Here is an 18976-nt window from a genome sequence, read left to right on the forward strand (position 1 = left end):
CTCGCGTTCTCCCTCACGGCGTTCGCCGTGCTGTGCGTGGTCCAGCGCATCCCCATGGCCGACGCGCTGGTCTACCAGGCGGAGGGCGAGGCGGTCCTCGACGGCCGTGATCTGTACGGTTTCACGGTCACCGAGTGGCATCTCCCGGCTACCTACCCGCCCTTCGCGGCCCTTCTCTTCACCCCCACGGCCTGGCTCACCCCGGCCGCCCTGAAAGCGGTCTTCCTGGTGGGCAACACCCTGCTGCTCGCCTGCCTGGTGCACCTCTCCGCCCGCCTGGCCGCCCTGCCCCCGCGCCTGCCCGCCCTGTGCGCGGCGACGGCCCTCGCGCTCTGGCTGGAGCCCGTCTTCCAGACCCTGCTGTTCGGACAGATCAACCTCGCCCTGGCCTGCCTGGTGCTGTGGGACCTGACCCGGCCGGACGGCGCCCGCGGCAAGGGCGTGGCGGTGGGGATCGCGGCCGGGATCAAACTGACTCCGGCCCTCTTCGTCCCGTACCTGCTGCTCACCGGCCGCCGGCGCGAGGCGGCGGCCGCGACGGCGGCGCTCGCCGGAACCGTCCTGCTCGGCGCTCTGCTCCTGCCCGCCGCGAGCGCCGACTTCTGGCTGCGCCGCCTCTACGAGACCGGCCGGGTGGGAAAGCCGTGGATCGTCGACAACCAGTCCCTGCAGGGCCTGGCGGCACGGCTGCTGGGCGACCCGGCGCCGGGCCCGGCGTGGTGGCTCCCGGCGCTCCTGACGGCGGCGGGCGGCCTGTGGCTGGCGGCCCGCGCGAACGACGACCGCCACGGCGTCCCGCTCACCGCGCTGACCGCCCTCCTGGTGTCCCCGGTCAGCTGGTCCCACCACTGGGTGTGGTGCGTCCCGCTGATCGCGGTGCTCCTGGCGGACGGCCGCCCCCGTCTGGCGGCGGCCACCGTCCTCGTCTTCACCGCCCGCACCCTGTGGCTGGTTCCCCACGAAGGTTCCCTGGACCTCCGCCTTCCGTGGTGGCAACAGCCGCTGGCCTCGCCGTATCCGCTGGTGGGCCTGGCGGTGCTGGTGCTGCTGCGCCCTCAGCTCTCCGTCAGCAGCTCGTCCGCGTCCATGATCCGGTACGCGTAGCCCTGTTCGGCGAGGAAGCGCTGGCGGTGGGCGGCGAAGTCCTGGTCGATGGTGTCGCGGGCGACGACGGAGTAGAAGTGCGCCTGGTGGCCGTCCGCCTTGGGGCGCAGGACGCGGCCGAGGCGCTGGGCCTCCTCCTGGCGGGAGCCGAAGGTGCCGGAGACCTGGATGGCGACGGTGGCCTCGGGCAGGTCGATGGAGAAGTTGGCGACCTTGGACACCACCAGGACGCTGATCTCGCCCTGCCGGAAGGCGTCGAACAGCTTCTCGCGCTGGACGTTGCTGGTCTCGCCCTTGATCACGGGCGCACCGAGGTGTTCGCCGAGTTCGTCGAGCTGGTCGATGTACTGGCCGATCACGAGGATCTGCTGTCCGGCGAAGCGCCGCACGATCGCCTCGGTCACCTTCCGCTTGGTCGCGGTGGTGGCGCAGAACCGGTACTTCTCCTCCGCCTCGGCCGTCGCGTACGCCAGCCGCTCGGAGTCGGTGAGGTTCACCCGGACCTCGACGCAGTCGGCGGGCGCGATGTACCCCTGCGCCTCGATCTCCTTCCACGGCGCGTCGAACCGCTTGGGCCCGATGAGGGAGAACACGTCGGACTCGCGGCCGTCCTCGCGCACCAGCGTCGCGGTCAGCCCGAGCCGGCGCCGCGCCTGGAGGTCGGCGGTGAACTTGAAGACGGGCGCCGGCAGCAGATGCACCTCGTCGTAGACGATCAGGCCCCAGTCCCGCGAGTCGAACAGCTCCAGGTGCGGGTAGACGCCCTTCCGCCTGGTCGTGAGCACCTGGTACGTGGCGATGGTGACCGGCCGGATCTCCTTGCGCGTCCCGCTGTACTCACCGATCTCGTCCTCGGTCAGCGAGGTCCGCTTCACCAGCTCGTGCTTCCACTGCCGCGCGGAGACGGTGTTGGTGACGAGGATCAGCGTCGTCGACCGGGCCTGGGCCATCGCCCCGGCCCCGACCAGCGTCTTTCCGGCACCGCACGGCAGGACGACGACACCGGACCCGCCGTGCCAGAAGTTCTCCACGGCCTGCCGCTGGTACGGCCGCAGCGCCCAGCCGTCCTCGGCCAGGTCGATCGGGTGAGCCTCGCCGTCCACGTACCCGGCGAGGTCCTCGGCCGGCCAGCCCAGCTTGAGCAGCGTCTGCTTGATCTGCCCGCGCTCCGAGGGGTGCACGACGACCGTGTCCGGGTCGATCCGCTCGCCCACCAGCGGGGCGATCCGCTTGGAGCGCAGCACCTCCTCCAGCACCGGCCGGTCGGTGGCGGTCAGCACCAGCCCGTGCGCGGGGTGCTTGACCAGGGACAGCCGCCCGTACCGGTCCATGGTCTCGGCGATGTCGACGAGCAGCGCGTGCGGCACCGGGTAGCGGCTGTACTCGACCAGCGCGTCCACCACCTGCTCGGCGTCGTGCCCGGCCGCCCGCGCGTTCCACAGCCCGAGCGGCGTCACCCGGTAGGTGTGGATGTGCTCGGGCGCCCGCTCCAGTTCCGCGAACGGCGCGATGGCCCGACGGCAGTCGTCGGCCCGCTCGTGGTCGACCTCGAGCAGCAGAGTCTTGTCCGACTGGACGATCAGCGGTCCGTTCACGTACGTACACCCTTCCGCGCGGCCAAACGTCCAGTGTGCCTGATCCACGGCGGTACGGCGGGTGCTGCCGCCGACTGTTCCTACAGGATGTCTATTCAGCCCTGCGGGTGGCGGCGTTCGGCCGTACGGCGGGGCGATGCGAAGAATGGCGCAGTGTGCAGACCATGACGCGTACGCCGCCTCCGCCGACCGCCACGCTCGGATACGCCCTTTTCGCCACACGCTGGCTCCAGGCTCCGCTCTACTTCGGCCTGGTCGTCGTGCAGGGCGTCTACGTCTACAAGTTCTTCAACGAACTCTGGACGTTGGTCGTGCGGTGCGTGAGCGGCCGGGCCGACGAGACGTATGTGATGCTCGCGGTGCTGAAGCTGGTCGACGTGGTGATGATCGCGAACCTGCTGATCATGGTGATCGTCGGCGGCTACGAGACGTTCGTCTCCCGTATCGGCCTCCAGGGCCACCGCGACCAGCCGGAATGGCTCTCGCACGTCAATCCGAACGTGCTGAAGGTCAAGCTCGCCACCGCCATCGTCGGCATCTCGTCGGTCCATCTGCTCCAGATGTTCGTGGACGTGCACCACACGGAACGCCACGACCTGCTGTGGGGCACGGTGATCCACATGGCGTTCATCGTGTCGGCCGCGATCCTCGCGTACATGTCGGGGCCGATGCTGGCGCGCTCCGAGCACCCCCCCAAGGAGCACCCCCACCCCGGCGCCGCCACCGACCCCGACCCGGTGGCCGGCGAACCGGCCACCGCCCCCACCGTTCCCCTCCCGATCCCCGCCCAGGCCGGTCCGCCCGTGCGGGAGCCGCACGCCGAGGACCGGATCCGGGACGCCGCCTTCCCCGCCCGCAAGCAGCTGGAGGACTTCGACACCGGGTATCCGCGCGTCTTCGACCGGGACGCGGTGGCCCGGCTCGGCAAGCTGGACTTCGTCGCCGCCCGTCGCAACGTGGTGTTCACCGGCGCCCCCGGCACCGGCAAGACCCACCTCGCCATCGGGCTCGGGCTGCGCGCCTGCCAGGCCGGGCACCGGGTGCTGTTCGCGACCGCCGCCGAGTGGGCGGACCGGCTGGCGGCGGCGGAGGCCGCCGGGCGGCTCGCGGAGGAGCTGACCGGGCTCGACGACGTTCCCCTCCTCATCGTCGACGAGGTCGGCTACGTCCCCTTCGGCGCGGACGCCGCGCGGCTGCTGTTCCGGCTGGTCGCCCACCGCTACGAGCGCGGCTCGCTGATCGTGACCAGCGACCGCCCGCTGGAGCGCTGGCACGAGGTCTTCGACGGCCCGTCCGTCCCGGCGATGGTGGACCGCCTCGCCCACCACGCGGAGACCGTACGCCTCGAAGGGGACAGCTACCGCAAGCGCCCGGCTACTTCAGCGTGGGCAGAGCGATCGTATTGATCAGCGGTCCCTCGATGGTCACCCCCTCCGTGACCAGCGGTTCCCCTCCGACGGCCGGCAGCGGCAGCGGCGCCGCGGCTGCGGACGCCTGCGGGGCCGGCGCGCCGACCAGCGCGACGGCCGAGATCAGCGCGGCGACGGCGAGCGCGGCGGCGGTGGAGCGGGCGCGGGGGGCGGGGGCGGTGGGTTCGGAGCACATGGGACGTCAGGGCCTTTCGAGCGAGCGAGAAGGGGGATGGTCCGGCGGGCCGGTCCCGGAGGGGCGGACGGGACCGGCCCGGTTCCGGGGTGCGGATCAGACCGGCGGCGTCTCGAGGACGAACCCGGCGATGTCGATGCCGATGGCCGCGGCCTGGGTGGTCAGGGCGCCGAACATCAGGGCGGCGGCGGAGAGAACGGTGGCCACTCGACGGGCTGCGCGCATGGGGGACTTCCTTTCGGCTGTGCCACCCGAGCCGCCCGCCGGGCGGCCCGGGCTCGATGCGTGATCAGGACAACCGGTGGCTGCCCGGCGCCCGCCGCCGGAATGCGACAGGCCCGGAAAGCTCCCTCATGGGTGGGAAAAACCCGGCGTGGCGTGCATGAATCCGGGCGTACACCCCCGCGGGTGACCGTCGCCGGGCACCGAGGTCAGACCTCGTCCTCCGCCAGCTCCGCCACACCCGTGATCCGGTGCAGCGCGAAGGTGCGGACCTCGTCCGCGGTGTGGTCGTACGCCGTCACGAAGCCGCCCTCGACCCGCACCGGGGCGATCACCCGCTGGCTCGCCGCGCCCTCCGCGTTCACATAGCCGATCCACAGCGCCTGCCCGGTGAGGACGGCGGCCTGCACGGTGGCCAGGGTCTCGGCGGAACTGGTGCGCGGCGGCTCACCGCCCGGGGCCGGGGCATCGGTGCCCGAGGCCTCGCCGGGGCCCGGCTTGCGCGGGGCGGTGGCGGCCAGGTCGCCCGCCTTGATCGCCCGGAGCGCGGCGGTGAGGAGTGTCGTGTCGGGCACCGGGGGGCCCTCCGGCACCGGTTCGGGCGCGGTGCGCGGCGGGGTGCGGTGGGCGTGCGCGCGGGTGATCAGCACGTCGCCCTCGGCGGACTCGGCGGCCGGGGCGAAGCCCATCGCGCGCAGCCCCTCCAGCAGGGCGGCGGGGTCGGCCTGCGCGGCCAGCACGGTCGGCGCGAGCCGGCGCAGCCGCAGCCCCGCGGAGCGTTTGTCGGCCAGGATCTCGTTGAGCAGCGCGTCGTCGTCGCAGCGGACGTACGCGGAGGCGGCGCCGACCCGCAGATGGCCGTGCCTGCGGGCCACGTCGTCGATCAGGTAGGCGAGCGGCTGCGGCACCGGGGTGCGGGAGTGCTCGGCGAGGAAGGCGTGCAGGTCGCTGGCGCTGCGGCCGGCGTCCAGGGCCCGGCGTACGGAGGCGGGGGTGAAGCGGTAGACGGTCGCCCCGCCCTTGGACTCGACGTCGGCGAGCACGCCCAGCGCCTCGGCCAGCGGCCGGTGCAGCGGGCCGGGTGCCACGGCCGTGAGGTCGGCCTGGAGCAGTACGTGGTCCAGCGGCTCGGGCAGCAGCGGCGCGAGCAGCCGGACGGCGGCGGCGGTGGCCACGGCCTGTCCGGCGGGGGAGAGGGGTTCGGGCGGTGCGGGGGCGGGGTGGCGGTGGTGGTGCACGGGGAGCTTGTCGCCGGGGCCCTCCGGCTCGGGCGCGGGCGCGTGCTCCGGCGCGTGCGCGGGTGCGGGTGCCCCGAGCAGGGCCCGCCCGTGCCCGGACAGCGCCCCGCGCCCCGTCACACCCAGCAGCTCGGCCTCCGCCAGCGTCCACCGCGCGAGCCGCGCCCGCAGATCCTCCTCGGTGTCCCGGCCGCCCCGCGAGGGCCGCTCCCAGCGCAGGCGGGCGAGCACCGCCTCGGCATCGGGCGCCGCGCCTTCCGGCAGGGCGGCGAGCAGGCCGAGCACCCGGTGCCGTACCTCCGGCGCGGCCGAGCGGTCGAGGCCGGGGCCGAGCGCGGACAGGGCGCGCTCCTTGGCGTCCCGCCCGCCGACCAGACCGGGCGTGCGGGTGGCGGCCAGCCAGGCCTCGGCGAGCCGGCCCCAGCGTTCGGCGGCGGGCCGCTCCAGCCACTCGTCGTAGGCCGGGGTCGCGGCGTACCGCTCGTCGGCCTCCCCGTCGGAGGCGATCAGTCCGGCGGCGTAGGCCAGCTCCACCCAGAAGGCGGCGACCGGCTCGGAGACGTCGAGGGCGACGGCGGTGCGCTTCAGGTCGCGCACGCTCAGCCCGCCGGCCCGCAGCACCGCCGGGCCGCCCCCGTCCCACTCCTTCAGCAGCTCCTCCACGGTGGCCAGCGCGGTCAGCGCCTGTCCGGCCGCCGTCGCGTCCACAACCTGTGGACGGTGCGTGGCGGCCGGCTTCACGGCGGGCGGCACCGGCTCGGGCGCCCGGTGCGCGCGCCCGGCGCGCAGATGCAGAGCCACCTCTCGTGGCAGGACGACCGTCCCGGGCGCGGTCGGCAGCAGCAGCCCCCGGTCCAGCAGCCAGCGCAGCCGGGGCGCCGGGTCCGCGGTGACCTGGCCGTACGGCGGGCCCCACACCAGCCGTTCCAGCACGTGGAGCGACTCCTCCGGGGCGCCGGCGAGCAGCGCGCGCATCCGGGAGCGGTCGGAGAACAGCGCGGTCAGCGAGGCCACCGCGGAGACCGAGTCGTGGGTGGACGGCAGCCCCGCCTCCGCCACGATCTCCTGGATCCGGCCCGGCGACATACCGGCGGTCGCCTCCTGCACCGTCGGTCCGAGCCCCGTCGGCGACGGGTGCTGCGGCGACGGCGCGAGCAGTTCGCGCGCGGTGCGCACCAGCCGCAGCCGCTCGTCGTCGCCCCATACCAGCGCCTGCTCGCGCAGCACGCGCACGGCGCGGGGCAGCGCCGCCGCCACGGCCGGATCACCGCCGTCGCCCGCCATCAGACCGAGCACCTGGGCGTACGGCACCGGGTCCGGGGCCACGGCCAGCGCCTGCGCCGTCTGGAGCGTGAACCGGTCCAGCCGCTCCAGGGCGCGGACCACCGAGGCCCGGGTGCCCGCCCGGGTGGCCAGCTGGGTCAGATCCGTGGGCACGGGCGTGATGAGGTCGGGACGGCTGCGCAGGAGCGCGGCAAGGGAGTCGTCGTCCCGGGCGCGGAGCGCTTCCGCGAGGGACCGGGGGGCCGCGGGCTTCTCCTCGGTGCTCATCCGGTCAACGGTAGCGGGTGCGGGGTCAGCGCCCCAGGCACGCGCGGGGCCCGGCGCCGGCCGGGCGATGCCCGAGCAGACGGGCCGTCGCGCGCCCGCCCCTGCGCTAACGTCGTCACCCGGGGAATCCGGCGTAAACCGGAAATCGGCACACCCGCCCCGGAGGGGACAGCGTGGGCATCGAGAGCGACAAGGTCGTCTACGAGTATCTGAGCCGCGTCGGCGACGTGGCGCAGCAGCGGCAGCTGCCCTCCGCCGACCGGATGCGGCTGGTCAGCCAGTTGCGGGACGAGATCGACCGGCGGCGGGCGAAGGCACCGGTGGACAGCCCCGCCGCGGTCCGCCGGATCATCGACCGGCTGGGCAGCCCCGACGACGTGGTGACGGCGGCGGGCGACCGCGGGGCGCGGACCGCTCCGGAGCCGCCACGGGCCGCGGTGCCGGTCCAGCGGGAGGAGAAGGCCGCGGTCCGGGAGCGCCGCGCGAAGAAGTCCGCGGAGAGTCCGGGCAAGCCACCGCGAGGTCTGCCCAGGAGCCTGCGCCGGGTCGTCCCCCGCCCCCGCCCCGCCGAACCGGAGCGTCCGGTCGGGGACGCCCCTTCCCCGCCCCACCTCGCGAGCCTGTACGAACTCGGGGACGGCACGGCCCAGCCGGACTGGTGGCGGGTGGACGGCACCCCGTTCGGCGCGGGGGAGGCGGTGCCGGGCTTCGTCGGCGGGGTGGAGATCCCCGAGCTGCTGAAGCCGCCGCCGACGGACGAGGAAGCGCCCGGGAAGCGGCCGGTGCCGATCGAGTCCGACGACGAGGAAGCGGAGGAGGAGCGGGCTCCCCGGCGCCGCTTCCTGCCGTCCGCCGGCACGTGGAACAACCCGCTGCTGCTCCTCGCCGCCGCCCTCCTGGTCGCCGGGGCGGCCCTGGGCCACCTCCTGGTCCTCGCCCTCGGCTGGCTCATCGTCTACCTCTCCCGCCGCCTCACCCAGACCGAGATCAAGTGGGCGGTCGTGTTCCTCCCCGCCCTGGCCGTCGCGGGCGGCTTCACCTGGCTCTGGGGCCGCACGGAGGGCCGCTGGGGGGACCCGATCCCCGAGGGCGGGATGGGCGCGGCGATCGGTGAGACCTGGCCCTGGGTGCTGCGGGGAGCGGCTCTCGCCTCGGCGGCGTTCCTGGTCTGGCGCTCCCGGAAGCAGCGCTAGGGGGTGTCTCGTCGCGCCGGGCCGCGCGCCCCGTCTCCGGGCCGGACCCACCCGGCACAATGACCCGCATGGCCTACACCCCCGCGCGCCCCGCCCCCACCGTCGGCTTCGACCTCGACATGACCCTGATCGATTCGCGCCCCGGTATCCGCGCCTGCTACCGGGCGCTCGCCGAGCGCACGGGCACGTTCATCGACGCCGACCTCGCGGTGACCCGCCTGGGCCCGCCGCTGGCGCGGGAGCTGGCGAACTGGTTCCCGGAGGCGGAGGTCCCGGCCATGGCCGATCTGTACCGGTCGATGTATCCGGGGTACGCCATCGCCCCCACCCCCGCCCTCCCCGGCGCCCGCGAGGCGATCGCCGCGGTCCGGGCGTCCGGCGGGCGCGCGGTGGTCGTCACCGCGAAGTACGAGCCGAACGCCAAGCTGCACCTGGAGCACCTCGGCATCGAGCCGGACGCGGTGGTCGGCGACCTGTGGGCGGAGGCCAAGGCGGTGGCGCTGCGCGAGCACGGCGCGGGGGTCTACGTCGGCGACCACCTGGGCGACATCCGGGCGGCCCGGGCCGCCGGCGCCCTGTCGGTGACGGTGGCGACCGGACCGTTCGGCGCGGACGAGCTGCGCGCGGCCGGTACGGACGTGGTGCTCGCCGGCCTGACCGCGTTCCCGGAGTGGCTGGCCGGTTACCTGGCCGACGCCCCGGAGGCCTCCCGCGCCTGACGGCGCCCGGCGGCGACGGCTCGCAGCACTCCGGCGCCGGCGATCAAAAATCCGACGCCCATGAGCATGCTCAGTGCGAACATGTACGTCGGAAACGGCGTCGTGCCGAGGAACAACGGGGCCACCGTGACCAGGGTGGCCACGGCACCGAGGAAGAACACGACGGCTCCGGTACGGACCAGCCGGTCACCGGGCGCGGCGGAATTCGATGGGGTTTTGTCTCGCACCGCACCAGGGTAGTTCCCAGCGCGAGGGGAACAACCGGGCGACGTCTTGTCAGCGGCCCCGGGACCATTAGCCTTGGTACCGGCGGGTCAGTGACGACCCGCTCTAGTGCTATCAAGAGCCGTTTCCGAAGCAGTTTTCCGACGAGTACGAGGACGAGGACAGACGTGCCTACCGGCAAGGTCAAGTGGTTCAACAGCGAGAAGGGCTTCGGCTTTCTCTCCCGTGACGACGGCGGTGACGTCTTCGTCCATTCCTCGGTTCTCCCCAACGGAGTGGAGACGCTCAAGCCGGGCCAGCGCGTGGAATTCGGCGTCGTCGCCGGTCAGCGCGGCGACCAGGCCCTTTCGGTGACCCTGCTGGAACCGACCCCGTCGGTGGCCGCCGCGCAGCGCAAGAAGCCGGACGAGCTGGCCTCGATCGTCCAGGATTTGACGACCCTGCTGGAGAACATCACCCCGATGCTGGAGAAGGGCCGTTACCCGGACAAGGTCTCCGGCAAGAAGATCGCCGGACTGCTCCGCGCGGTCGCCGACCAGCTCGACGTATGACGTTGTAGACCCGTCAAGGGAATTCCAGCGCGTCCGGGCCGAGGGGCGGCAGCAGTCCCTCGGCCGCCGCGCGCGTGAGCAGCCCGCGGACCGCCGCGTAGCCGTCCTCGCCGAGGTCGGCGGTGAACTCGTTGACGTACAGCCCGATGTGCTGGTCGGCGACGGCCGGGTCCATCTCCTGGGCGTGTTCCATGACGTAGGGCCGGGAGGCCTCGGGGTCGTCCCACGCGGCCCGTACGGACGTCCGGATCGCGTCGGCGAGCCGCCGCAGGGTGTCCGCGCCCAGCGACCGCTTGGCGATGATCGCGCCCAGCGGGATCGGCAGCCCGGTGGTGTTCTCCCAGTGCTCGCCCATGTCGGCGAGCTTGTGCAGTCCGTAGTTCCGGTAGGTGAACCGGGCCTCGTGGATGACGAGTCCGGCGTCCACCCTGCCGTCCCGCACGGCCGGCATGATCTCGTGGAACGGCATCACCACGATCCGCCCGACCCCGCCGGGCACGGTGTCCGCCGCCCACAGCCGGAACAGCAGGTACGCCGTCGACTTCTCGCTGGGCACGGCGACCGTACGGCCCCTCAGGTCCGCCCCGGTGCCCGCCTCCCGGGTGAGCACCAGCGGCCCGCAGCCCCGCCCCAGCGCGCCGCCGCAGGGCAGCAGGGCGTACTCGTCGAGGACGTACGGCAGAACGGCGTACGACACCTTCAGCACGTCGAACTCGCCGCGCTCGGCCATGCCGTTGGTGAGGTCGATGTCGGCGAACGTCACGTCCGGCGCGGGGACGCCGGGGACACGGCCGTGGGCCAGGGCGTCGAAGACGAAGGTGTCGTTCGGGCAGGGGGAGTACGCGATCCGCAGCTTCTCACCGGTCATGTCGGTCATGTGCGGTCCAGCCTTCCAGTACGGGTGCCAGCTTCCCGAAGCCGTCCGCCAGCGCGTCCAGCGCCTCGCCGATCCGCCAGGCGGCGCGGTCGCGCGGGCCCACCGGGTTGGAGACGGCCCGCAGCTCCAGCACGGGCACCCCGTGCGCGGCGGCGGCCTCGGCGACGCCGAAGCCCTCCATGGCCTCGGCGAGCGCCCGCGGGTGGCGCGCGCGCAGCGCGGCGGCGCGGGCGGCGGTGCCGGTGACCGTGGAGACGGTCAGGACCGTGCCGGCGCGGGCCCCGGTGGCCGTCGCGACGTCCCGGACGAGCGCCGCGGGGCAGCGGTGGGTGATCGTGCCGAAGCCCAGCTCGGTGACCGGCAGGAAGCCGTCGGGGGTCTCGGCGCCGAGGTCGGCCGCGGTGATCTCGTCGGCGACCACCAGCGAGCCGACGGGCGCCCCGGGGGCGAAGCCGCCGCCGATCCCGGCGGAGACCACCAGGGTGAAGGGGCGGCCGTCGCGGGCGGCCTCGGTGAGGGCGGTCGCCACACAGGCGGCGGCGCGGGCGGGACCCACACCGGCCGCGACGACCCGCCCGGTGGTTCCGGGGAGGGTCCGGGCCACCGCGTCCCGCTCGGCGGGGACCGCGGTGGCCACCAGGACCCGGGGTACGGCGGACGTGGTCAGGAGTCCTTCTTCAGCTTGAAGTTCCACAGACCGGTGGCCTCGGTCTCGCCCTCACGGATGGAGACGAGCGTGGAGTCGCCCTGGGCGCCGTACTGGGCGTTGAAGAACACGCTGCCCGGAATGGTCCGGTACGTCTTCTTGCTGGCGTCGGTGAGCGGCTGACCGTTCATCAGGATCGTCCAGCCCTCGTCCGCGATCTCCGGGTCGACACCGAAACGTACGGTCTCGTCCGGATCGACGGTGATGGACTTGATGTCCGTGTCCTTGAGGCACTGGGCCAGCGCCCGCGCCTTCAGGACCTTGCCGTCCTGGTAGCAGGTCGCCTCGGCGTTGACCGAGTCCGAACCGACCGTGATCGTCGAGACCGGCGTCGGCTTGTCGCAGGCCGACAGGACAAGCAGTCCGGCGGAAACGGCGCCGGCGACGGCGACGGCGCGGCGGCGTCGCCCAACACTGTGTTGAGTAGCGGCTTCGCCGCGGGGCAGCGTGGTCATGGCCGAAGGCTATCGGGCGCACGGGGAACCCCGCCCAGGTGGGGTACGAGCCGTGGCGTGGGTTACGCCACTCGCGTGCGCGGCCGGCCGCCCTGCCGGGCCGAGCCGAGCAGCCCCCGCGCGGTCGTCAGCCAGCCCGCGGCCAGCACCGCGGCGGCCACCGCGAGGCCCAGGGCGCCGTTCAGCGGCATCACGATGCCGACCGCTCCGCCCAGCACCCAGGCCATCTGGAGCAGCGTCTCCGAGCGGGCGAACGCCGAGGTGCGCACCTGCTCCGGCACGTCCCGCTGGATCAGCGCGTCCAGGCTCAGCTTGGCCAGGGCCTGCGAGAATCCGGCCACCGCGGCCAGGCAGGCCACCAGGAACGCCCCGAAGAAGACCGACGCGGTGACCGCCACGCCCAGGTCCACCGCGATCACCGTGACGACGATGATCTCCGGCGCGCGGGCCTTCAGCGCCGCCCCCACCGCCGTACCGCAGGCGTTCCCGATGCCCGCCGCCACCGCCACGATGCCCAGCGACACGGCGGCGCTCTGCCCGGTCAGCGGGTGCTCGCGCAGCAGGAAGGCCAGGAAGAAGATCAGGAAACCGGCCAGCCAGCGGGTGGTGGCGTTCACCACGAGGGCGTGGGTGACCGCGATGCCGACCGTCCGCAGCCCCGGGCGCTTGACCGGCTTGCGGTGCGGGCCGTGCAGATGCTCGGCGTCCGCCGCGAGCAGCGCGGTGTCCTCGCCCTTGGCCGAGTCGACCTTCCGCGGCAGCGAGAAGGACAGGAACGTCCCGGCGACGAAGAGCACGAAGGCGCCGTAGAGCGGCCAGCGCGGACCCAGGGCCTGCAACCCCGCCCCGACCGGGGCCGCCACGCCCGTGGCCAGCAGCCCGCCGAGGGTCACCCGGGAATTCGCCTTGACCAGCGAGAAGCCCGGCGGCAGCAGCCGTGGCACGACGGCACTGCGCACCACCCCGTACGCCTTCGACGCGACCAGCACCCCCAGCGCGGCCGGATACAGCTGGAGGCTGCCGGAGATCACCGCCCCCGACAGCACCAGGGCGAGCAGCGCCCGCGCGAGCATCGCGCACGCCATGGCGGCCCGGCGGCCGTGCGGGACGCGGTCGAGCAGCGGCCCGATCACCGGCGCGAGCAGCGTGAAGGGCGCCATCGTGATCGCCAGGTACAGCGCGACCCGCCCCCGCGCCTCGTCGGTCGGCACGGAGAAGAACACGGTGGAGGCGAGAGCCACGGTGATCATGACATCCCCGGCGCCGTTCACCGCGTGCAGCTCGATCAGCTTGCCCAGGCCCGACTCGCCCGCGCCGTGCGCGTGCGTCGCCTTCCTGATGCCGCGCGCGGTCCCGGTCACCGGCAGGTGCAGGGCACGCCCGACCGCGCGGAGCGGTCCGCCCCTGCGGTCCGCTCCGCTGCCTCGGCTGCTCCCTTTGGCCCCACCGGTCCCGGCCGGGCCCTCGGGCGTCCTCGCGGCTGCCACCCCGTCATAGTGCCCCGAGAACGGCCGGAGTAGCGGGGTTACGGCGCGGATCACGACGAACTCGACGGGGTCGGGGCGGGCGGCGGTGTAGGCCAAGTGCACGGGAACAGGTAGCGTGCGTAGCGCGCCGTGGCGAACGTTCTCGGCCGCGCGCCTCACCGGCATCCCGCAGAATGGATGACGTAGGTGTGCCCGAGAGCGTGAGGACACGGACGTCGACGCGGCCCCCAGGTCCGCTCCGTCCGCCGCCCCCACCGCCTCAAGGCAAGGCGCACCCGTAAGACGGCGTAGGAGAGAAGCGATACCTGTGAGCGCAGCGACAACGCGAAGCCGCACCCCCGACCGCCTGTGCGCCGAGGCCGTCGACCTCGCCCGCGCCGCCGCCGAGGAGGCCGCCGCGCCCGGGGTCGTCGGCGAGCATGCCGGGCTGGTCTCCGAGGGTGACCGCGTTGTCACGCACTTCTTCGAGTGCAAGGAGCTGGGCTACCGCGGCTGGCGCTGGGCCGTCACGGTCGCCCGCGCCTCCCGCGCCAAGATCGTCACGGTCGACGAGGCCGTCCTCCTCCCCGGCCCCGACGCCGTCCTGGCCCCCGAATGGGTGCCGTGGAGCGAACGCCTGCGCCCCGGCGACATGGGCCCCGGCGACCTCCTGCCCACCGACGCGGACGACCTGCGCCTGGAGCCGGGCTACACCGGCGAGGACGAGCCGCTGCCGAACTCCCCCGTCTCGGGGGACATGGCCGAGCTGGTCGAGGCCGAGGACGTGGAGGTGACGGCCGGCACACCCGCCCACCTCCCCCAGACGCCCACCCGCGGCACCATCGCCGCGATCGCCGAGGAACTCGGCCTGCGCCGCGCCCGCGTCCTGTCCCGCTACGGCCTGCACACCGCCGCCGACCGCTGGGAGGAGGCGTTCGGCCCGAAGACCCCCATGGCCCAGGCGGCCCCCGCCGCCTGCGTCAGCTGCGGCTTCCTCCTCCGCATCGGCGGCTCCCTCGGCCAGGCCTTCGGCGTCTGCGCGAACGAGTTCTCCCCGGCGGACGGCCGCGTGGTCTCCCTGGCCTACGGCTGCGGCGGCCACTCGGAGGCCGCGATCATGCCGAAGCCCCCGCGCCCCGCCCCGCCGGTCATCGACGAGACCCGCGTCGACCCGTTCCCCCTCCGCCCGGCCCGCGACTCGGGCTCGGTCCCGGACGTGACGGACGAGGAGACGGCGGAGCTGGGCCACTCGTAAGAGGTGGCCCTTCCAGGTGATTTCCGTCACAGTTCCGCATGTCTCGCCGGCGAAGACCTCCTCGGCTCAGTACCCCGGACCCGTGGCCTGGGAGCCGCCCGCTGCTCGGCCAGTGTCGTGCTTCCGCGACCCGAGTGAAGGGCGCTGCGCGTCGGCTCCGCCGATGGCCCTCCGGGCCACCCTTGACTCGGCTCGCTCCGGCACGGGTGAGAAGCGAGCGGGCGGCCCAGGGAAAGCGGGGGCCAGGTGGGCCCGTGTGCCGCGAGCCGGACTGCTGGCCTGGGAGGGCTACGCGTCAGCGCCGCACCGGCACGCCGGGTTGGCCAAGCGGCGGTCGGGAGGACTTGGGCCGGCCACATGGCCGGCGCAGTGTGACATCAGCCCCCTGCCCCGAGGGCTTCCCCTCCCGCCCGCTGCCCAAAGGTTCCAATCGCCCGCCAGCCGTGCGTGACCGCGTTCCACGCCAGCTGCGCCACGATCAGCGTCGCCGGGTCCAACGGCAGGTCCGAGGAGCGAAGTTGCCCGGCGGCCAGCAGTCGGGCGAGGCGGGCTCCGCGGGGTGTGGAGGACAGCTGGACGCTGAAGTTGCGGACGGGGGTGACGGTTTCCTGGTTCACGTCACTCAGCGTGGCCGCGCGTGCGTACCGTGAGTGGTGACGTGAGTACGTACTCGATTCGCGAGGCCTCCGCCGGGGACGCCTTCGGACCGGCGTGGTTCAAGAGCAGCTGCAGCGGCGGCAGCAACGGCGAGTCTGCGTCGAAGTGGCCACCACCACCACCCCTGCAACCATCCACATCCGTGACTCCGAGCAGAGCAACGGCCCCCGCCGAGCAGAGCAACGGCCCCCGCCTCACCCTCACCCCGGAGGCCTGGTCGGACTTTCTGACCTACGCGTCCAGCGACCAGTCGGGACCCTCGCTCACGGTACCTTCGTCCTCTCGTCACGAGGAGGAGAAGGCAACGTGAGCAAGTACGTGCGGCCGGCGGCCGAGGGGGCCGATCCGTTCGGGACGGGGCGGCTGCGGCGCGGGGTGTTGGACGCGTGGGCGACCAGTCCGGCGAGGTTCCGGGAGGACGCCAACGCCGAGGAGGACCTGGTCCTCGGCGGGTACCGGGACCGGCTCGTCGTCGAGCTGGCGCAGAACGCAGCCGACGCCGCCGCGCGCGCGAACGTGCCCGGGCGGTTGCGGCTCACCCTCCGGGACGGGGTGCTCGTCGCCGCGAACACGGGCGCTCCGCTCGACGCGGCCGGGGTCGAGTCCCTGTCCACCTTGCGGGCCTCGGCCAAACGGGACACCCATGACCGGGCCGTCGGGCGGTTCGGCGTCGGGTTCGCCGCCGTGCTCGCCGTGACCGACGAGCCCGCTGTGGTGGGACGGCACGGCGGGGTGCGCTGGTCGCTGGCCGAGGCGCGGGATCTGGCCGCGGACGTGGCCCGGCACAGCCCGGGGCTCGGGGACGAGATCCGGCGCAGGGACGGGCACGTGCCGCTGCTGCGGCTGCCGTTCGCCGCCGAGGGGCGGGCGCCGGAGCCGTACGACACCGCGGTCATCCTTCCGCTGCGGGACACGCCCGCCGCCGATCTCGCCGAGCGGCTGCTGCACGCCGTCGACGACGCCTTGCTGCTCGCCCTGCCGGGGCTGGAGGAGGTCGTCGTCGAGATCGGGAGTGAGGCGCCCCGCACGTTGTGGCGGCGGGGTGAGGGCGCGCTGACCGTGGTCGAGGACTCGCGGGACGGGACGACGACCTGGCGTACCTCCGCCGCCCACGGGCCGCTCGACCCCGGTCTCCTCGCCGGGCGGCCCGTCGAGGAGCGGTTGCGGCCGTACTGGTCGGTCACCTGGGCCGTGCCCGTGGAGGAGGCGGGCGGGGGGCCCGGTCGGCCCCGGACCGCTCCGGTCGTGCACGCGCCCACGCCCAGTGACGAGCCCCTCGGCGTGCCCGCGCTGCTCATCGCCTCTTTCCCGCTCGACACCACCCGGCGGCACGCCGCGCCCGGCCCGCTCACGGACTTCCTGGTGGAGAGGGCGGCGGACGCGTACGCCGAGCTGCTGGCGGACTGGCGGCCGGTGACGGACGGGATCATCGACCTGGTGCCCGGGCCGCTGGGCAAGGCCGAGCTGGACGGGGCGCTGCGGCAGGCGATCCTCGCCCGGCTGCCCCGCACGTCGTTCCTGCCGCCCGCCGTGCCGCCCGTCGAGGGCGACGGCGAGGTGCCGGAGTCGCTGCGGCCCCGGGACGCCGAGGTCGTGGAGGGTGCCGGGGCGGACACCGTGCGGGTGCTCGCCGAGGTGCTGCCCACGCTGCTGCCGGCGGGTCTGGAGCGGCGGGTGGAGCTGCGGACGCTGGGTGTGGCGCGGGTGCCGTTGACGGATGCGGTGGACCGGCTGGCCGGGCTGGAGAAGGAGCCCGGGTGGTGGTGGCGGCTGTACGACAGTCTCGCCGGGGTCGATCCGGATCGGCTGTCGGGGCTGCCGGTGCCGCTCGCCGACGGCAGGACGACGATCGGGCCGCGGCGGGTGCTGCTGCCGCTGCCCGATGCCACGGTGACCGACCCGGAGGTGCTGGCCCGGCTGGGGCTGAAGGCCGCCCATCCGGACGCCGCCCATCCGCTGCTGGAGAAGCTGGGCGCGCTCCCGGCGACCCCGCGTGCCGTGCTCACCACCCCGCAGGTGCGGGCGGCCGTCGCCGCCTCCATGGACGAGGACGGGGGCGGCGCGGGCTGGGAGGAGGACGCGCTCGACGCCGAGGAGCTGGCCGAGACCGTGCTGACGCTGGTGCGGGAGGCGGGTCTTGAGCCGGGCGACGAGCCCTGGCTGGGCGCGCTCGCGCTGCCCGACGAGGACGGGGAGCCGACCCCGGCCGGTGAGCTGGTCCTCCCCGGCAGCGCCTTCGCCCAGGTGATGCGGGAGGGGGAGCTGCCCTTCCTCGACGCCGAGCTGGCCGAGCGGTTCGGCGAGGCGCCGCTCGCCGCGTGCGGGGTGCTGGCGAACTTCACGCTGGTGCGGGCCACGGACGTGGTCCTCGACCCGGACGAGCTGGAGCCCCGGGACGGGGACTTCGCCGAGCCCGACGATCCCGGGCTGCTGGACGCCGTGGACGTGTGGTGCGAGGACATCCTGGACCGGTTCCCGGACACGCCGGTGCCGCCGGTGGCGACCGAACTGGTCGCCGTACGGGATCTGGACCTCGTCGACGACGACAAGTGGCCGCAGGCGCTCGCCCTGCTGGCCCGGCCGCCGCTGCGCGACGCGCTCACCCAGCCGGTACGGATGCTGCTGCCCGACGGCACCCACGAGGTCGTCCGGCCGTACACGGCGTGGTGGTTGCGCGGGCACCCGGTGCTGGACGGCCGGCGCCCGGCCGGTCTGCTGGCCGCCGGCGGTGATCCGCTGCTGCGCGGGCTGTACGAGGAGGCGGACGCCACCGGGTTCGACGACGAGCAGGTGCTGCGGGCGCTCGGGGTGCGCACCTCGGTGGCCGCGCTGCTCGACGAGCCGGGCGGCGCGGCGGAGCTGCTGGACCGGCTCGCCGACCCCGGGCGGCAGGTGACCGCCGCCCAACTGCACGGGCTGTACGGGGCGCTGGCCGATCTGGACCCCGAGCAGGTGACCCTGCCGGACGAGCTGCGGGCCGTCGTGGACGGGCGGGTGGAGGTGGTGGACGCGGCCGACGCGGTCGTCGTCGACTCGCCCGACCTGCTGCCGTTCACCGGCGGGGTGCCGCTGCTGCCGGTGCGGCCGAGCCGGGCCGCCGAGCTGGCCGAGCTGTTCCAGGTGCGGCGGCTGAGCGAGTCGGTCACCGGGGAGGTGACGAGCGAGGGCGCCGAGCACGACGTACCGGATGCGGTGCGGGTGCTGCTCGGGCCGCGCACCCCCCGGTCGTACGTCGAGCACGAGGAACTGGTCGTGGACGGCGTGGAGATCGACTGGCGGGTGACCGCCGACGGGGTGCTGCACGCCGCCACCCTGGAGGGCGTCGCCGCCGGGCTGGCGTGGGCGGCCGGGCAGTGGCCGCGCCGCTTCGAGGTGGCGGCGCTGCTGGAGGACCCGTCGCGGACGGAGGAACTGGCGCGGGACCGCTGGTTCGACTGACGCCGGGCGCGACCGGTGAGGGGTTCCGCGATTTCTCGCACGAATTTCTCATCGGTCGTACAACCATTCGCCCACCTCGTGGATCTGATCATGCGAGTCAACAGACTCCGCGATCACTT

The 18976-nt window shown here is 74.2% G+C and carries 16 protein-coding genes and 1 pseudogene; 7 read left to right on the plus strand and 10 right to left on the minus strand.

From position 1 onward, the window contains the following. Nucleotides 1–54: 54 nt before the first annotated feature. The gene (locus VE614_RS30890; RefSeq protein WP_414719678.1) at nt 55–1104 is read left to right on the plus strand and encodes a glycosyltransferase 87 family protein; all 1050 of its coding nucleotides are present in this window, start codon (nt 55–57) and stop codon (nt 1102–1104) included. Here VE614_RS30890 and VE614_RS30895 read toward each other — a convergent pair. Beyond that, nucleotides 1056–2699 carry a DNA repair helicase XPB gene (locus tag VE614_RS30895; protein WP_324944662.1) on the minus strand — a complete coding sequence of 548 codons (1644 nt, stop codon included), beginning with the start codon at nt 2697–2699 and terminating at the stop codon, nt 1056–1058. The two genes, VE614_RS30890 and VE614_RS30895, sit on opposite strands and share 49 nt — an antisense overlap. Before the next feature lie 164 nt (nt 2700–2863). Between VE614_RS30895 and istB the strand changes: the two genes are divergently transcribed. Beyond that, nucleotides 2864–4105, plus strand: coding sequence for an IS21-like element helper ATPase IstB (gene istB / locus VE614_RS30900; protein WP_324944931.1), 1242 nt, complete (start codon nt 2864–2866; stop codon nt 4103–4105). Here the strand turns inward: istB and VE614_RS30905 are convergent. The 3 genes from VE614_RS30905 to VE614_RS30915 form a co-directional block, all read right to left on the minus strand. After that, the gene (locus VE614_RS30905) at nt 4074–4304 is read right to left on the minus strand and encodes a hypothetical protein (RefSeq protein WP_324944665.1); all 231 of its coding nucleotides are present in this window, start codon (nt 4302–4304) and stop codon (nt 4074–4076) included. The genes istB and VE614_RS30905 overlap by 32 nt on opposite strands. Nucleotides 4305–4400: 96 nt before the next feature. Then, on the minus strand, nt 4401–4529 hold the full coding sequence (locus VE614_RS30910; RefSeq protein WP_324944667.1) for a hypothetical protein: 129 nt from the start codon (nt 4527–4529) through the stop codon (nt 4401–4403). A gap of 206 nt (nt 4530–4735) precedes the next feature. Further along, nucleotides 4736–7315 carry a helicase-associated domain-containing protein gene (locus VE614_RS30915; RefSeq protein WP_324944670.1) on the minus strand — a complete coding sequence of 860 codons (2580 nt, stop codon included), beginning with the start codon at nt 7313–7315 and terminating at the stop codon, nt 4736–4738. Nucleotides 7316–7488: 173 nt separating this feature from the next. On the opposite strand from VE614_RS30915, the gene VE614_RS30920 reads away from it, so the two are divergent. Further along, nucleotides 7489–8508 carry a hypothetical protein gene (locus VE614_RS30920; RefSeq protein WP_324944672.1) on the plus strand — a complete coding sequence of 340 codons (1020 nt, stop codon included), beginning with the start codon at nt 7489–7491 and terminating at the stop codon, nt 8506–8508. 59 nt (nt 8509–8567) lie between these two features. Further along, nucleotides 8568–9227 (plus strand): HAD family hydrolase, encoded by a 660-nt coding sequence (locus VE614_RS30925; protein WP_414719674.1) that lies wholly within the window; start codon nt 8568–8570, stop codon nt 9225–9227. Here the strand turns inward: VE614_RS30925 and VE614_RS30930 are convergent. Next, nucleotides 9191–9454 (minus strand): hypothetical protein, encoded by a 264-nt coding sequence (locus VE614_RS30930; protein ID WP_324944678.1) that lies wholly within the window; start codon nt 9452–9454, stop codon nt 9191–9193. The two genes, VE614_RS30925 and VE614_RS30930, sit on opposite strands and share 37 nt — an antisense overlap. 165 nt (nt 9455–9619) lie before the next feature. On the opposite strand from VE614_RS30930, the gene VE614_RS30935 reads away from it, so the two are divergent. Continuing rightward, a complete protein-coding gene (locus VE614_RS30935; protein WP_324944681.1) occupies nt 9620–10003 on the plus strand; it encodes a cold-shock protein in 384 nt (127 codons plus the stop codon). Nucleotides 10004–10016: 13 nt separating this feature from the next. On the opposite strand, the gene VE614_RS30940 is transcribed toward VE614_RS30935, so the two are convergent. The 4 genes from VE614_RS30940 to VE614_RS30955 all read right to left on the minus strand — a co-directional run bounded on the left by VE614_RS30940 (nt 10017) and on the right by VE614_RS30955 (nt 13528). Next, on the minus strand, nt 10017–10871 hold the full coding sequence (locus VE614_RS30940) for a 1,4-dihydroxy-6-naphthoate synthase (protein WP_324944937.1): 855 nt from the start codon (nt 10869–10871) through the stop codon (nt 10017–10019). Then, nucleotides 10861–11517, minus strand: a complete 657-nt coding sequence (locus VE614_RS30945; protein ID WP_324944684.1) for a futalosine hydrolase — start codon at nt 11515–11517, stop codon at nt 10861–10863. The genes VE614_RS30940 and VE614_RS30945 overlap by 11 nt, the downstream gene beginning before the upstream one ends. 26 nt (nt 11518–11543) lie before the next feature. Next, nucleotides 11544–12041, minus strand: coding sequence for a DUF2771 domain-containing protein (locus VE614_RS30950; protein WP_324944687.1), 498 nt, complete (start codon nt 12039–12041; stop codon nt 11544–11546). 62 nt (nt 12042–12103) lie between these two features. After that, nucleotides 12104–13528: an MFS transporter gene (locus tag VE614_RS30955; protein ID WP_324944690.1), complete on the minus strand. Its 1425-nt coding sequence runs from the start codon at nt 13526–13528 to the stop codon at nt 12104–12106. A 307-nt stretch (nt 13529–13835) separates the two neighbouring features. Here VE614_RS30955 and VE614_RS30960 point away from each other — a divergent pair, with 307 nt between their 5' ends. Next, complete coding sequence (locus VE614_RS30960) at nt 13836–14762, plus strand: DUF3027 domain-containing protein (RefSeq protein WP_324944694.1); 927 nt, start codon at nt 13836–13838, stop codon at nt 14760–14762. Nucleotides 14763–15202: 440 nt separating this feature from the next. On the opposite strand, the pseudogene VE614_RS30965 reads toward VE614_RS30960, so the two are convergent. After that, nucleotides 15203–15388, minus strand: a pseudogene (locus VE614_RS30965) (ATP-binding protein); the annotation flags it as partial. A gap of 337 nt (nt 15389–15725) precedes the next feature. Between VE614_RS30965 and VE614_RS30970 the strand changes: the two are divergent. After that, nucleotides 15726–18857 (plus strand): sacsin N-terminal ATP-binding-like domain-containing protein, encoded by a 3132-nt coding sequence (locus VE614_RS30970; RefSeq protein WP_324944697.1) that lies wholly within the window; start codon nt 15726–15728, stop codon nt 18855–18857. The last annotated feature ends 119 nt before the right edge of the window (nt 18858–18976 follow it).

The sequence above is a fragment of the Streptomyces sp. genome (assembly GCF_035645055.1).
In the GTDB taxonomy this organism is placed as follows: domain Bacteria; phylum Actinomycetota; class Actinomycetes; order Streptomycetales; family Streptomycetaceae; genus Streptomyces.

What these genes read in the sequence shown, in the direction of transcription:
- VE614_RS30890 (WP_414719678.1), top strand. Translation starts at nt 55, where the DNA reads ATGGCCGACGCGCTGGTCTACCAGGCGGAGGGCGAGGCGGTCCTCGAC.
- istB (WP_324944931.1), top strand. Translation starts at nt 2,864, where the DNA reads ATGACGCGTACGCCGCCTCCGCCGACCGCCACGCTCGGATACGCCCTT.
- VE614_RS30905 (WP_324944665.1), bottom strand. Translation starts at nt 4,304, where the DNA reads ATGTGCTCCGAACCCACCGCCCCCGCCCCCCGCGCCCGCTCCACCGCC.
- VE614_RS30910 (WP_324944667.1), bottom strand. Translation starts at nt 4,529, where the DNA reads ATGCGCGCAGCCCGTCGAGTGGCCACCGTTCTCTCCGCCGCCGCCCTG.
- VE614_RS30915 (WP_324944670.1), bottom strand. Translation starts at nt 7,315, where the DNA reads ATGAGCACCGAGGAGAAGCCCGCGGCCCCCCGGTCCCTCGCGGAAGCG.
- VE614_RS30925 (WP_414719674.1), top strand. Translation starts at nt 8,568, where the DNA reads ATGACCCGCATGGCCTACACCCCCGCGCGCCCCGCCCCCACCGTCGGC.
- VE614_RS30940 (WP_324944937.1), bottom strand. Translation starts at nt 10,871, where the DNA reads ATGACCGGTGAGAAGCTGCGGATCGCGTACTCCCCCTGCCCGAACGAC.
- VE614_RS30950 (WP_324944687.1), bottom strand. Translation starts at nt 12,041, where the DNA reads ATGACCACGCTGCCCCGCGGCGAAGCCGCTACTCAACACAGTGTTGGG.